This window comes from Bordetella genomosp. 11, assembly GCF_002261215.1.
Lineage (GTDB): Bacteria > Pseudomonadota > Gammaproteobacteria > Burkholderiales > Burkholderiaceae_B > Bordetella_C.
Genome location: NZ_NEVS01000004.1, coordinates 1,261,981 through 1,276,127, shown reverse-complemented (window position 1 = coordinate 1,276,127; position 14,147 = coordinate 1,261,981). Strand labels below are relative to the sequence as shown.

General features: G+C 64.7%; 10 protein-coding genes. 4 read left to right on the top strand and 6 right to left on the bottom strand.

The genetic code is table 11. The features are described from left to right. Positions 1-48: 48 nt before the first annotated feature. From CAL28_RS13345 to CAL28_RS13335, 3 genes are all read right to left on the bottom strand, one after another. Positions 49-921 (bottom strand): isocitrate lyase/PEP mutase family protein, encoded by an 873-nt coding sequence (locus tag CAL28_RS13345; RefSeq protein ID WP_094841835.1) that lies wholly within the window; start codon positions 919-921, stop codon positions 49-51. A 190-nt stretch (positions 922-1,111) separates the two neighbouring features. Beyond that, positions 1,112-2,167, bottom strand: a complete 1,056-nt coding sequence (locus CAL28_RS13340) for an isocitrate/isopropylmalate dehydrogenase family protein (protein ID WP_094841834.1) — start codon at positions 2,165-2,167, stop codon at positions 1,112-1,114. A gap of 46 nt (positions 2,168-2,213) precedes the next feature. Beyond that, positions 2,214-3,191 (bottom strand): tripartite tricarboxylate transporter substrate binding protein, encoded by a 978-nt coding sequence (locus CAL28_RS13335; RefSeq protein WP_440588383.1) that lies wholly within the window; start codon positions 3,189-3,191, stop codon positions 2,214-2,216. Positions 3,192-3,410: 219 nt separating this feature from the next. On the opposite strand from CAL28_RS13335, the gene CAL28_RS13330 reads away from it, so the two are divergent. The 3 genes from CAL28_RS13330 (at position 3,411) to CAL28_RS13320 (ending at position 7,666) form a co-directional block, all read left to right on the top strand. Continuing rightward, complete coding sequence (locus tag CAL28_RS13330; RefSeq protein WP_094841832.1) at positions 3,411-4,880, top strand: NAD-dependent succinate-semialdehyde dehydrogenase; 1,470 nt, start codon at positions 3,411-3,413, stop codon at positions 4,878-4,880. Between the two features lie 139 nt (positions 4,881-5,019). After that, positions 5,020-6,825, top strand: a complete 1,806-nt coding sequence (locus CAL28_RS13325) for an NEL-type E3 ubiquitin ligase domain-containing protein (RefSeq protein ID WP_176463980.1) — start codon at positions 5,020-5,022, stop codon at positions 6,823-6,825. A 160-nt stretch (positions 6,826-6,985) separates the two neighbouring features. Next, positions 6,986-7,666 (top strand): hypothetical protein, encoded by a 681-nt coding sequence (locus tag CAL28_RS13320; protein WP_094841830.1) that lies wholly within the window; start codon positions 6,986-6,988, stop codon positions 7,664-7,666. A gap of 12 nt (positions 7,667-7,678) precedes the next feature. Here CAL28_RS13320 and CAL28_RS13315 read toward each other — a convergent pair whose 3' ends face one another. Next, positions 7,679-8,470 carry an SDR family oxidoreductase gene (locus CAL28_RS13315; RefSeq protein WP_094841829.1) on the bottom strand — a complete coding sequence of 264 codons (792 nt, stop codon included), beginning with the start codon at positions 8,468-8,470 and terminating at the stop codon, positions 7,679-7,681. A 360-nt stretch (positions 8,471-8,830) separates the two neighbouring features. Next, a complete protein-coding gene (locus CAL28_RS13310; RefSeq protein ID WP_094841828.1) occupies positions 8,831-11,374 on the bottom strand; it encodes a hypothetical protein in 2,544 nt (847 codons plus the stop codon). Positions 11,375-11,634: 260 nt separating this feature from the next. On the opposite strand from CAL28_RS13310, the gene CAL28_RS13305 reads away from it, so the two are divergent. After that, complete coding sequence (locus tag CAL28_RS13305) at positions 11,635-13,440, top strand: NEL-type E3 ubiquitin ligase domain-containing protein (RefSeq protein WP_094841827.1); 1,806 nt, start codon at positions 11,635-11,637, stop codon at positions 13,438-13,440. On the opposite strand, the gene CAL28_RS13300 is transcribed toward CAL28_RS13305, so the two are convergent. Continuing rightward, on the bottom strand, positions 13,437-14,123 hold the full coding sequence (locus CAL28_RS13300) for a TetR/AcrR family transcriptional regulator (RefSeq protein WP_094841826.1): 687 nt from the start codon (positions 14,121-14,123) through the stop codon (positions 13,437-13,439). The two genes, CAL28_RS13305 and CAL28_RS13300, sit on opposite strands and share 4 nt — an antisense overlap. Positions 14,124-14,147: the final 24 nt, after the last annotated feature.

Below are 14,147 nucleotides of genomic sequence, written 5' to 3'. Positions count from 1 at the left end.
GTCCCTGCGGGACGGCGCCTTTCGGCCTGGGCGCGGGGTGGCGCCAGCCTACTTGTCCGTGTACTTCTTCTCCAGCTCGTCATACAGCGGCTTTTGCACCAGCCGCTGGCGCTCGAGGAATGGCGCGACCAGCGCGGGATCTTCCTTCAGCAGGCCATCGCGCTTGAGCATGCCCAGGGCGCGCTGCATGCCGGCCACGGCGCTCTGCAAGGCCGCGTTGGCGTACAGGATGATCCCGTAGCCCATCTGGCCGAGTTCTTCGGCCGTCAGCGCGGGCGTCTTGCCGCCGATCACGATGTTGATCAGTTGCGGCTTGTTCAGCAGCTTGGGCAAGGCGCGTACTTCGTCCAGGCTTTCCGTCGCTTCGACGAACAGGATGTCCGCGCCGGCATCGGCGAAGGCCTGCGCGCGTTCCACCGCCGCTTCGAACCCCAGCACCGCGCGCGAGTCCGTGCGCGCGATGATCAGGAAATCCGGATCCCTGCGCGCGTCGGCCGCGGCGCGGATCTTTGAAAGCATCTCGGGCAGCGGCGCGACTTCCTTCCCGGAAAAGTGGCCGCAGCGCTTGGGAAACAACTGGTCTTCCAGCTGGATGGCGTCCGCGCCGGCGTGTTCCAGCGCGCGCACGGTGTGCCAGACGTTCACGGCGTTGCCGAAACCGGTGTCGCCGTCGACGATGATGGGAAGGTCCACCGCTTCACGCAGGCGCGATGTGGCATCGGCCACGTCGCGCAGGCCGATGATGCCCAGATCGGGCACACCGTAGTGCATATTGGTCAGCCCGGCCCCGGTCAGGTAGACCGCCTCGAAGCCCTGGTCGGCCACGACCCGGGCGCTCATGGCATTGAAGGCGCCGGGAACGAGCAGGCCGTTGCGCTGCTCCACCCGGCGGCGCAGGCGCTGTTTCGTTGTTTCGCTCATGATGATGTCTCGTATACGCGTTGATTGCAGGGCCGTGGCGGCCCGCCACGCGCGTCGGCGCGGGCTGGCGCCCGCGCGGCGCGGCCGTTGCAGTCTAGTCAGCTGGCGGCCCCAGGTCAATCGCAAGCCGCGTCCACACATCGATGAAGCGTATTCATCAATAACAATCGCCGCGGCCGCGGCGGGCCGATTATCCCAGACGCTTGACCCACGCGGCGCCCGTCTCGCGGGTGCCCAGCGTACCGCCCACGTCCTGGGTGCACTCGCGTGCCGCCACGGCCTCGGCCAGCGCGCCTTCGATCGCGGTGGCGGCGTCCGTGAAGGCCTGCTTGCCCTTGCGCTGGCCGTACCAGTTCAGCAGCATGGCGGCCGATAGCACCTGCGAGGCCGGGTTGGCGATGTTCTGTCCCGCGATATCGGGCGCGGAACCGTGCGCGGCCTGTCCCATGGCATGATCGCGGCCGGCGTTCAGCGAACCGCCCAAACCCAGGCTGCCCGACATTTCCGCCGTCAGGTCCGACAGGATGTCGCCGAACATATTCGTCGTCACCACCACGTCGTAGCGGTCCGGCGCGCGCACCACGTGGGCCATCATCGCGTCCACGATCACATCGTCCACCCGCACTTCGGGGAATTCCTTGCCCACCTTATGGCATTCCTCGATGAACATGCCGTCGCCGATCTTCAGGACGTTGGCCTTGTGCACGATGGTGACGTGTTTCTTGCGCGTCATCGCCAGTTCGAAGGCGGAACGCGCGATGCGCTCGCAGCACAACCGCGTGATCCGCCGCAACGACACGACCACGTCCGGCGTGATCAGCATTTCGCTGCCGCCCGATTCGATGTTGCGGTCGGCGTAGAAGCCTTCGGTATTTTCACGCACCACCACCAGGTCGAATTCGCCCAGCCGAACGGGAACGCCCTTGTAGGTGCGTGCCGGCCGGATGTTGGCATACAGATCCAGCTTCTTGCGGAAGTACATCGACGGATTGATTTCGCCCTTGGCTTCGTCCTTGAAGTCGTAGGTGGACATCGGGCCCAGCATCAGGCCGTCGGCCGCCCGCACCTTCTCGAGCAGCGCCGGCGTGACGGTGGCGCCGTGGCGCTTCAGGCTTTCGTGGCCGGCGATGTCGAAATCCAGCTGCAGGCCCAGCTTGAAGCGGCGGTCGACGGCTTTCAGCACGTCCACAGCCACCGCCATGGTTTCAGGACCGATCCCGTCGCCGGGCAGGACTACGATTTTCATGTGTTTTCCTCGATTGGAGACGGGCGCGATGCCGCGAAAGCGATGCTCAATCCAGCTTCATGCCCGATTGCTTGACCACGCCCTTCCACAGCGCCAGTTCGCTATGCAGCACGCCGGCGAAGTCGGCCGGCGTGCCCTTGAACGATTGCGCGCCTTCATCGGTCAGGCGTTGACGTACCAGGGTGGCCGCCGCGGCTTCGTTCACGGCGGTGTTCAGCTTGTTCACCACGTCCGCCGGCGTGCCGGCGGGGGCGAGCACGCCCCACCAGGTGCTGACGTCGAAGTCCGCGATGCCGGCCTCCGCCATGGTGGGCGTATCCGGGAACAGGGGCGACCGCGTCTTGCTGGTGACGGCCAGCAGCTTCACGCGATGGTCCTTCACCTGCGGCAGGATGGTCGGCACGGTGGCGAAGAACACCTGCACGCGTCCGGCCAGCAGATCCAGCGTGGCGGGCCCGCTGCCCTTGTACGGCACGTGGGTCATCTGCACCCCGGCCCGTTGCTTGAACAGTTCGCCGGACATATGGTTGATGCTGCCGTTGCCGGCGGAGCAGAAGTTGATAGTGTTGGGCTTCTTCAGCGCCAGATCGCGCAGCTGCGCGATGCTGTCCACGGGAACATCCTTGTTGGCCACCACCAGCAGCGGGCCGCGGCCGATCAAGGCGATGGGTTGGAAGGATGTCTCCACGTCATAGAGCGTCGTGCCTTCCGCCGCGGCATTGGTCACGAAGGTGGACGTGGCGAATAGCAGCGTGTAACCGTCCGGCGCAGCATGCGCCACCACGTTGGCGCCGATCGAGCCGCCGCCCCCGCCGCGGTTTTCCACCACGATGGCCTGCCCCAGTTTTTCACCCAGCGTACGCGCCATGTCGCGCGCGATGCTGTCGGTACCGCCCCCGGGCGCGAACGGCACGATCAGCCGGATCGGCTTGTCCGGAAAACCTTGTGCGCCGGCCAACGCCGGCAACAGCGCCGCGGCGGCGAGGAGCCATCGGCGCAGGGAAAGAAACCGGGGTTTGAACACGTTCGGTGTCTCCATGGAAGGATGCGGAGCGATCGGGCCGCCCCTTATTGAGTGTTATGCATATCTTTGCATACAAAAAATTCCGATGCAAGATGAAACCGGGGCCGGACTCCCGCTGGGCTTACCATAGGACTGATCACCCACGGCCTGCGCAAGACCCTAACCGCTACGCGACGGCGCACCGCGCCCAGGCGCCGCCGCCTTCTCCAGGAGAATGCAGTGACCTCCCTGACCCAACGACTGGAACGACCCGACCTGCTTCGCGATGCCTGCTACATCGACGGCAAATGGCATGGCGCCGGCAAGGGGCCCACCATTCCCGTGAACAACCCGTCCACCGGCGAGATCATCGTCTCGGTTCCCCGGCTCGGCCGCGCCGAGACCGAGCACGCCATCGAACGCGCCGCCGCCGCCCTGCCCGCCTGGTCGGCCCGGCCCGCCAAGGAACGGGCCGTCGTCCTGCAGCGCTGGGCCCAGCTGATGATGCACCACCAGAAAGACCTCGCCGCCATCATGACCGCGGAACAGGGCAAGCCCGTCACGGAAGCCGCCGGAGAGATCGGCTACGCCGCCTCCTTCCTGGAATGGTTCGCGGAGGAAGCCAAGCGCATGGACGGCGAAGTGCTGCAAAGCCCCAAGGCCGGCCAGCGCATGATGGTGCTGAAGCAGCCGGTGGGCGTCACGGCCGCCATCACGCCGTGGAATTTTCCGGCCGCCATGATCACGCGCAAGCTGGGCCCGGCGCTGGCCGCGGGCTGCACGATGATCGTCAAACCCGCCCAGCAGACGCCCCTGACGGCCCTGGCCCTGGCCGTCCTGGCCGAAGAGGCTGGCGTGCCCGCCGGCGTCATGCACGTCATCACAGGCAGCTCCAGCGATATCGGCGCCGCCTTGTGCGAAAGCGAGACCGTGCGCAAGCTCAGCTTCACCGGTTCGACGGAAGTCGGCCGCAAACTGATGGCCCAGTGCGCGCCCACGATCAAGAAACTATCGCTCGAGCTGGGCGGCAACGCACCGTTCATCGTGTTCGACGATGCGGACCCGGAAAAGGCGGTCGACGGCATCCTCGCATCCAAATTCCGCAACGCCGGCCAGACCTGCGTCTGCGCCAACCGCATCTACGTGCAATCGGGCATCTACGACAAAATCGCCCAACGCCTATCCGAAAAAGTGGCCGCGATGAAAGTCGGCGATGGCTTCGAACAGGGTGTCACGCAAGGGCCGCTGATCGACGAAAACGCCGTCAAGAAAGTTCGCGAACATATCGAGGATGCGACCCGCGCCGGCGCGAAAGTGGTGGTCGGCGGAAAGACCCATGCACTGGGCGGCACCTTCTTCCAGCCGACCGTCGTGCGGGATGTCACGCAGTCCATGCTGTTCGCCCGCGAGGAAACATTCGGCCCGGTGGCACCGCTGTTCAAGTTCGACACGGAAGAGGAGGCCCTGAAGCTGGCCAACGACACCATCTTCGGCCTGGCGGCCTACTTCTATACCCGCGACAACGCCCGCGTGTGGCGGGTGTCGGAAGGCCTGGAGTACGGCATCGTCGGTATCAACACCGGCCTGATCTCCAACGAGGTGGGGCCCTTCGGCGGCGTCAAGCAATCCGGCCTGGGCCGCGAGGGCTCGCGCCACGGGCTGGATGAATATGTGGAACTGAAGTATCTGTGCGTGGATATCGCGGGTTGACCCGCGGGCCCCGCGCCAGCGGAAGATAAGCACGCGGGCTGGCGCCGACGCCTTCGGGCGTCCGCCGCCGCGCTGCCGGCGTGAACATATGCGTGCCGGGGGTTACGAAAGCGGCCAGATCAACTTCGGCCGTACATCCATGAGAAGAATCACCCTAGAACCCACGGCATATCCCTCTTTCGCCTCCTACGCCACTGGCGGCAGCGTGGAGCCTGCCTCGGGGCGCTTGCCTGCGCACGCCAGCGGCGAAACCGGCCGGCTCGTCAATTTCGCCAACGTCATCGACATCGTGGTGGTCGGGCACCCCACCGAACAGGAGCTCGGCCAACTAGAGCACCATATCCGGGGCCTCTATTGCCTACAGACCTGCGGCAGTCTGCTGCGAGATCTGTGCCGGCTGACGGAACAGCATGGCAGCTACCCCGTCATCGTCTTTCGCGAACGATCCCGTGACCAGCCTGTCACGTTGGAACGCGGCCGAACCGCTCGCCCGGGCGAGCGCATCGATCCGCACGCCGAGCCAGGCGCGAGTCCATCCGGCAGGCCCGACGAAAACCCCGAAATAATCGGCCTGATCGCGTCCCTCGCCGATGAGCTGCTGCGCGTCCAGCAGGCACAAAAGACCAACGCCGAGCTGCTCGACATACTGTTGTCGCGGGGGCACCTCGGCCTTGCCACGGATGAAGAGACGCCCCGCATGTCGAGTACCTGCGGCCCGTCACGCAGCTCCTCCCCCTTGCCGCTCCAGACAAGCCCTTCTGTCCACCCTGGGGAGGACGGGTCAATCTATGGACCGATCGATAGGTCAATGCCCGACATGGCGAACCGCGACATAGAGATGCCAGACCTGGAAACGCTTGGCACGGCGCTGTCCGCATTACGCGCGCGCCAGGATCGGCAAAAGCAGGCCACGGCGCACCATTCCTGGCAAACAGCGCTCATGCCATGGCTGGGCACGGACGCCATTACGGTTGCGGACGAATGGCTTACCATCGAGCGGGCCGCCCGCAACGAGCGGGATCGCGAAGGTATCGGGGCATTCAAGGATTTCCTTGTGCTCCTGGCCGTCACAGACGCGCAACGGCATGGCGCGCAACGTATCGAGGTCGCCAATTGGCTGCGTCGGGCCGCGTTGCCTGCAAGCGCGCAGTTGCGGGCCGACGCATTCGAAGCTTGCTTCGAAGCTGCGGGTAGTTGCCAGGACGGCGCCTTGTCCACCTGGAACAAGCTTTCCATGCTGGCGATAGAGGCCGATGTGCGCGAAGGGCGCTACCAGGGCCGGCTTGCCGACTTGCATGGTGTCGCGCTGTCCATCTTCAGGATGAACGAACTCGAAAAAATCGCTGGCGCGAAGGTCGAACAACTGTACGCGCAAGAGCAGCGGCGTGCCGAAGCGGAGCGGCAGCTTCCCGAGGAGGACCAACTGGGCGCCGACGACATCGTCGACCCGCTGGAAACCTATCTGGGGTATCAGGTCGGACTGCGGGAAGCCCTGAACCTTCCCATCCCCGTCACCCGTATGATCTTTTCCGATATGGCGCTGATCACCGCGGAAGACATCGACCAGGCATTGGAAGCCATAGGGCAGGCCGAGAAGGAACGCTTCCCGGCCTGGCTCCTGCTGGACTTCGGCCCGTTCCTGAATGAAGTCCGGCAGCAGCTGGGCCCGGACGCATCGGCGAAAATCACCGACGCCGCCATCACGCTGTATGAGGCAACTGCCAAATACCGCGTTCCCGACAGACTGCATGCCTTGGGCCTGCCGGACAACGACATCGAACGGCTGAAAATGAGTGCCCGATTATCGCGGGAGATCCAGTACGCGGCGTGGCTGCCGCATGCCAACAAGGCGCTTGCCGACGCGGGCCTGCCTGCCTTGCCCCAACTGGACGACGATGAAAAACGCCGCACCGCGTTGATGCCCGCCGACGCACTGATGGTGTAAGCCTGGAGGCGATCCCGCGCGCATCGAACGGCATGCCGGCTTCGTCCTTCTAGAGGACAGGTCCGATATTGGCAGACCGCGCATCGTGCCCCGCAGGCGGGAAGAACCTTCATCCGCGACGGGGTACATAAGCCGCTTCAATAACCTGGAGCACACGTCCATGCAAATCACTTCGTCATTCAACCCAAACGACCTGTCCCTCCCCCCGGAAGGAAACGCCGTATCGGCGATTTCATCTTCAGGCGCTGACCGGGCCGGCGACACGGGCAACCTGACCAACTTCGCCAACCTCGCCGAGCTCATGGTGTTCGGCAATCCGTCCGAACACGCGATAGGCCAAGTGGAGTCCCATTTCAGGGCGCTTCATGCACAACCGAAATCCGGCGAAGCCTTACGGCAATTGCGCCAGCAGAGCGAGCAGCAAGGCATCTATCCCATCCTGGTCTTCGAGGACACGCCCAGCGACAAGCCCATCACCCTGCTTCGGGACCGCACCGCCCGCCCTGGCGAACCTGTCGACTTGAAAGCCGCGCCGAACGCCCAGCCGTCGGGCCGACCCGGCAAGGAGAACGAAATCATGGGACTGATCGGGCGTGTCGCCGATGATTTGTCGTGGTTACAGCGCGAACACGAACCTTTCGTTCCCGCCCTGTCTGCGCCATTGCAGCCCTCAATGTCCGCGACCATGGCGCATCTCGAAGCATTGCGAAAACTGCCATCCGCTACTGAACGGCGGCTCGAAGCCACTGCCATGAACCTTGCTCGAATGGCCGGTATGTCGCGCGCGGAAATCGAAGCACATGCGAATCAAGCCGCAGAAGCGCCAGCGCAGCGTCCGTAGCAAAAGCGCAACTTAGATCGTGGGCGCCAGGCCGCCCGTCATCGGGACCACCGCGCCTATGACATAACTGGCGCGGTCGCTCGCCAGGAATACCGCGACATCGGCAACCTCCTCCGGCTCGGCATAGCGCCCCAGCGGAATGCTGGCTTCGCCCTGCCTGCGGGCTTCCTCGATGCTGACCCCCTGCGACTTCGCTTCCACGGCCAGGCCTTCCTGGACGCGTTCGGTCACCGTGGCGCCAGGGTTGATGGCGTTGATGCGGATGCCGAACCGCGCGTAGTAATGCGCCGATCCGACCGTGGCCAGCATCAGCGCGGCATTGGCCGACCCGCCGGCCAGGTGCGTTACCGTCGGCGTCTTGCCGCCGTAGCCGATGATATTGACGATGGCGCCCGGGGCGTTGCGCACGCGCAGGCGTTTCAGCACTTCGTCCTGCGTGTGAATATAGGTAAAGAACTTGGCATCCATGGCGGCGCGCCACTTATCGGCGGTCAGCGTCTCGGGGTCGTGCCGGCGCGCGGCGCCGGCACTATTGACCAGGATGTCGATGGGCCCCAGCGCATCCTCGATCGCCGTGACCGCGCCCGCCGCCTGGTCGGGGTCGATAAGGTCGGCCGCCACCGCTACAGCCTTGCTGCGGCCCTGTCCGTCCAATTGCGCCATGGCGTCATTCAGCCCAGCGCGTCCCCGCGCGACGATGCCCACGTTTACCCCTTCGGCCATCAAGGCCTTGGCCACGGCCAGCCCGATGCCTTTGCTACCGCCCGTGATCATGGCGGTCTTGCCTTTCAATCCGAGATCCATCGTTCCATTCTCCAGAAATAGCCTACCAGCCAGGGGTGTCCGGTACGCCGGATAGCGATATTCCGCGTGCCGGCTGCGCTGCGCGATGGATCGCGGGGACGCGGCCGTCGCCGGGTAGTTTCGTCGATTCGCGAGGCGAGGTCCATATCGGCCGCGCGCCGAAACCGTCTTGCGCGCGGCCGTTACTTACAGCCCCCTGTCTACGACTTACGGTCCCTATTTCAGGACGATCAATTCGATACAGCAAGGCAGCGATGCGTTGCGGCAACTGCGCCACGCCGCACAGCGATCCGGTCGCTATCCCATCATGGTCTTCAATTGAAATGCGGACGGGCGGACGGCCACGCCTGAATCGCGCGTCTAGGATTGACGGTCCGCCAGGCGCTTAAGGTACGCAGGCAAGCGATCCGGGATCGAACGGACCGGCTCGACCGGCGGTTCCACGATACCGGCCCGGACCAGCCGGGAGAACTGCTGCGGCGGCAAGTCCCGCAGGATATGAGGCAGGATACGCGGGTCCGTGAGCATCTCCCGGTATGCGCTGTAGCCTCCCAGGTTCCTGCTCAACAAGCTGTCCGTCAGATAACCTGCCCCCCGAAAATCATCTCTCGTCGTGGGCCCGAGCAACTCGGGCAGCATATCGCGGATATTCGGCAGGATGGCCGGATGGACGAGGATGTCGTGGTAGGCCTTGATGACATCGACGCCGTCCGCCACGGAAACATGCAGCAGGGCGCTGTCGGTCAAGTATTCGCCCTGCCCAGGCGAGCCGACCGACTTGTTCGGCGTCGTCAGTATCGCCAGCCACTGCTCCATGCCCGGCACTTTCGCCATATCGGCCAGCAATGCGCCGTACGCCTGGATAAGGGGCACGTCCCTGGTAAACAGCGCCGACCACATCGGAAATTCCTTCTGGGGATCGTCGCCCAACAGTATCCGCGGCAAGTCGTTCTGAATAAGCGGCAGGATCGCTGGATCGAAAAGCATGCGGTGAACCGCGGCGAGTGCAGCGGCGTTGCCCGTGGCCAGCATGCGCAGCGCCTGGACGCGGCCGTTCGCCCCGCCGAACAGTTTCGGTAGCGTTTCGGCCATCGCTTCGCCGCACACCGGTTCGTCCAGCAGATCCACGATCAGCCGATGCAAGGCATCGGTGCCGCGTGGGCTGTTGGCATGCACGGGCATCCACATGAAGGACCTGCCCTCGGCGCCGGAAAGTGCCCGGAAAATCCCGTCGCGCAGGGAAACCGCGTCGTGGTCACCCGACCAGCCGGCGATCATTATTTCGCGAACGGTATCGATGGGACCGGCCTCGTTTGCCGTTAGCCAATGTTCCAACTGGGTGAGCCTGCTGTATCTGCATGGGGTATCGCTTAGCAAGGCCCATGGGTCCGGATACCAGGCGCGCGCCAGTTCCCGACCGGGCTCGCCTATCGTGATGGCATCGCTGAGAAAACCGGCACGCTCGCTCACGGGGAAATCGGTACGCAGATACGGCATATTGGCGTCCAGATACTGGATCGCTTGATCCGCATCGAGCCGTCTTAGCAAAGCCAGGATGGACCTGGATGTTCCCAGCCAACTCGCACGGACACCCATCAGGTCCGCCGCGACCCCGTTGCGCAGGATTTGCCGTATGACCCCGGCGGGCAAAGCCGGCGCGTCCGGCCCCTGAGCGTCGGGCAAGGCATTCAAGTCGGCGTTATCGATCATGTCCAGGTGGCGCTGCGCAGACCACGGCGCCGCGCCGTCCATCTCCTGCTGCAATCGCCACGCCAAGTGGTCCCCATAGGAATACACCCCGATACGCGTACCGTCCGCGTCCACGCGTTCGCCCAGCTGGGTAGGCGCGTCCGCCAGCAGGCTATCGGCGTTCATGGCTTTCAGGAGCTCCACCGCGATCAATGCGTGATCGGCCCGCACTTCGTAGCGAGCGCCATCGTCGACCAGCCGCACGAAGGACCTCAAGGCCAGTGCGCCTGCCTCCAGGCCGAGATCCTGGCGTATGTCGTCCAGGACTTCCTCGAACCGTCTTGCCATCGCAGCCGTATATTCGCCCGATGCGGCCTCCGGACTATCGATAGTCCGGCTGCGGAACTCTGCCAGGCATTCGCCCGCCATCAGCCGCGCGAGCTTGTCCGGGGCGATTGCCGCGAGCACCTTGCTCCGGCAGGCGTTCAGGAAGTCGACCGAAAACCTGGGCACCATCAGATCGGGTATCTGATCCAGTCCGACCGCGTCGGCGACGTAGTTCCATGCCCCGGAGACGTAATGCACTTCATTGCCGGGATAAGTTTCGCTCGCGCCGAACTGTTCCGACACGGCCTGCTGCAGGACGGCGCGAACCACATCCTCTTTCATCTTCCAGAGCTTGCTGCGCATGCCTTCGCCCGACAGGGACAACTCGCGATCCGCGGCCATCAGGTTGGCGACCGCGCCGGAGGCGCACAGCGTGACGCCATCCGCCAGGTCGCGGATCGCGTTCCTGCGTTTGTCGTCAGGCCAACGCTCGTCGCGCAACATGTCGCACACATTGTCCAGCGATCGCTTGCCCGCGCTGTCGAACAGTGCGGCATGGGTATTGAAGTGGTTTTCGTGGAAACGGTGGTCGTACAGGATGCGCAGGTTCTTCTCGACGACATCCGCGTCATCCATGCCAAGATCGCGCGCGAGCTGGGTAAGAAAACGCAGGTCGTCGGCCACTTCCTGGCGATACTGTTCAAAATCGGGGCTGCCGCAGAAGTCCGCGTGCGACCCATGGTGGTCGGCCGAGTAGCTTATCCTGGGTCGGTTTTCATCGCCTTGCACCGGAACGCGCGGTTGCGAGGCGGGCGCGTAGGGCTTGAAGAATTCGGGCTGAAAGATGGTGGGTGGCGACATCGGCGCCGCGACTGGGGAAATGTACATGGGGATTCCTCGGCAAATACCGCGATAAGTCGCGGGGCCCTTCAGGGGTTCCATACAGGGATACACATTCCAGGGAATCAGCACCTTCCGAAGGCGTTCCGATCCGACGCCGACAGGCCTGGGGCAAGGCTCCAACCTCCCGCCGGCGCGTCCACCGGCAGAACTTTCGCCATAGGGCTGCTACTCAACGCCCGCCATCGCAGCCCCCCGTCGCGCTCGCCGCCCGGATCCCGTGCCATCGTCACCCCCTGGAAGCCGCCATGCACACACCCTCCAGCAATGCTCAACCGTTCGACGCGCTCGCCCAGCTTTTGGCGGCCAGCCTGCAGGCGTATCCCGCCCCCGCGCCGCCCGTACCGTACCCGGTTTCGTTCGCCGACCTGGTATACGCCACCGTCACCGGCGATCCCAGCCCGATGCAGCTGCAATCGGCCGAAACCCATTTTCGCGACCTGAACCGCATGGAAGACGGTGCAGCCGCCTTGCGCCAGTTGCGTAGCGTGACCGATCGGCACGGACGCTATCCGACCCTGGCTTTCGCGCCGGATTCCGTGGCCGTTCCCTTGCTCACCGTCGCGCGGCCTCCCGGCGTCCTGCTGTCGGACGCCGACGAAGCGCTGCGGGCGGCAGTCACGGACGTTTCCCAAATGCAGCTGCGCCTGGTTTCGCATCAATACCTTTCCCTGCTCGCGGGCACGATGGCGAACGCGCATCGCCATCTGATCCCCGGCGTCCGGACCGGCGGCGACCTGGGGAGCATCGCCGCGCTCCAGGGCACGCAGGACGCCATGTCGCAGGCCGCGGCCACGCTGGAGCCTCCTTTGCAAGTACTGTCGGCGGCCATGGACGTCCCCCATGCCGGGCCGTCGAACCTCGGCGGCGGCCCGATACGGTCCGCGCGGCAGCGGACCCACCCGGCGCGATTCGAACCCTATGGCAATGACCACATACCGATCCCTTCCTACCTCGAGGCGCAACGCACGGCGAACCGTCCCCTGGGCGGACTCATCCAATACTGGATCGGGCGGGCCGATGCCGAACTCGCTGCCCGCTGGAACAACATCGACGAACAGGCCCGGGGCACCGATGCGACCTCCCGTACGCTCGCGTTCAAGAAATTCCTGCTTGGCTTGATGTACACGCCTATCCACCGGCTGGACGCCACGCGCAACGAGGTCACGCAATGGCTGGTCCAGGCCGCGGCCCCCGACCGCGCGGCCTTTCGCGCCGAAGCCTTCCGCATTTGCGGCGAAGGCACGACCATGTGCAGGGACAATGCCTTGCTGACGTGGAACCGCCTGAAGATGCTCATGTGCAAGGCCGATGCCCTGGATGGCCGCTACGCGGGCAAACTGGACGAACTCTGCCGCCTTGCGCTGGACAGCCTGCGCTGGGAAACCCTGGAGGCCATCGGCCAGGGCAAGATCATGGCCATGCACAAGGAAAACCAGCAGCGGCGGGATGCGGGTTTCCCGCTGATCAACATCGATCCGGTCGAGATCATGCTCCACTACCATGTCGAGTTGGCGGAGGAACTGCATCTGCCGCTCGCCGTCAAGGAAATGGTCTTCCCTACGCTCAGTGCCTTGACCGCGCAAGACATCCAGAATGCCAGGGACGCCATCAAGCGCGTCGAGACCGAGGCCTATGGCAAGTACCTGATGCTTGAATTCACGCCTTTCCTGGCGGAAGTGCAGCGGCAGATCGGGCCCGATAACTGCCGGAAAGCCGAGGCCACCCTATACGCCAGCCTGGACGGATTCGACGAACGGGTGCGCCAGCGCCTGCAAGACTTGAAGCTTCCGATCGGCGACGATCCGCTGGCCGAAGACGCGCGCCGGGACATGGGTATCCGGGTAAATGCGGAAATCCGCTACAGCGCATGGCTGCCGTACGCGAACGCCGTGCTGGCCGCCGCGGGCATGGCCACCTTGCCCGCGCTGGACATCCCCCCGCGACCCGGGCCGTCAGCTCCCCAGATCCCCCCAGCAGCAGCGGAAGAAGAAGCAGAAGCAGAGGCCGGCATGCCTTATCTCAGGCGGCTTCTATCGCAAAACGACCCCTAGTCCAAGGGGCGACGCGGAGCCGCCCGGCGCCGCGCCGTTGCGGGCCGGGCTTCTTTGGCTTCCTTCATGGTGGCCTCGATCAGCGCCTCCACCATCCAGAAGACGATGGCTTCCACCTCTCTGTTCTTCGCCCCCCAGATGTCCTTTAGGATGATGTGCGGCTCGATCCCATAGATGATGGACAAGGCTTTCTGCAAGCGGTCTATTGCCTTGGCGGGCACCTGGGCGCTGAACGGCTCCACCGCGTGCGCCAGGATGCGGATGCGGTGTCCGCGCCGATAAGGCTCTTCTTCCAGGATGCCGGCGCGCTCCAGCGCCTGGTGCTCCAGCGCCAATTGGGCCGCCGCGCGCATGTGCGGCTCGAACTCCTTGAAGCGGATGAAGGTCGATTCGAAAAGCTCGGTAATGCGGGCGCGGCCATCGGCCTGCGACGACGACCAGGACCGCACCGGTCCCAGTGCCGTGTCGACCATCGCCGTGATCAGGCGGCTGCGGGTGGGAAAGTACCGGTAGGCGGTGGCGCGCGATACCTGCGCGCGCTTGGCCACTTCCGCCACGGTCGGGGTATGCCCCTCTTCGATGAGGCTGCTGGCCGCTTCCATCAGCAGCTTCCATGTGCGCGCGCGCGGGCCGCGAGTCGGTGCCTCGGGCACGGCGGTCATTGCGTTAGGGGAATATCCCATGCTCGTGTGTCCAGATTTTTATTG

What these genes read in the sequence shown, in the direction of transcription:
- CAL28_RS13325 (WP_176463980.1), top strand. Translation starts at nt 5,020, where the DNA reads ATGAGAAGAATCACCCTAGAACCCACGGCATATCCCTCTTTCGCCTCC.
- CAL28_RS13345 (WP_094841835.1), bottom strand. Translation starts at nt 921, where the DNA reads ATGAGCGAAACAACGAAACAGCGCCTGCGCCGCCGGGTGGAGCAGCGC.
- CAL28_RS13320 (WP_094841830.1), top strand. Translation starts at nt 6,986, where the DNA reads ATGCAAATCACTTCGTCATTCAACCCAAACGACCTGTCCCTCCCCCCG.
- CAL28_RS13305 (WP_094841827.1), top strand. Translation starts at nt 11,635, where the DNA reads ATGCACACACCCTCCAGCAATGCTCAACCGTTCGACGCGCTCGCCCAG.
- CAL28_RS13310 (WP_094841828.1), bottom strand. Translation starts at nt 11,374, where the DNA reads ATGTACATTTCCCCAGTCGCGGCGCCGATGTCGCCACCCACCATCTTT.
- CAL28_RS13340 (WP_094841834.1), bottom strand. Translation starts at nt 2,167, where the DNA reads ATGAAAATCGTAGTCCTGCCCGGCGACGGGATCGGTCCTGAAACCATG.
- CAL28_RS13300 (WP_094841826.1), bottom strand. Translation starts at nt 14,123, where the DNA reads ATGGGATATTCCCCTAACGCAATGACCGCCGTGCCCGAGGCACCGACT.
- CAL28_RS13315 (WP_094841829.1), bottom strand. Translation starts at nt 8,470, where the DNA reads ATGGATCTCGGATTGAAAGGCAAGACCGCCATGATCACGGGCGGTAGC.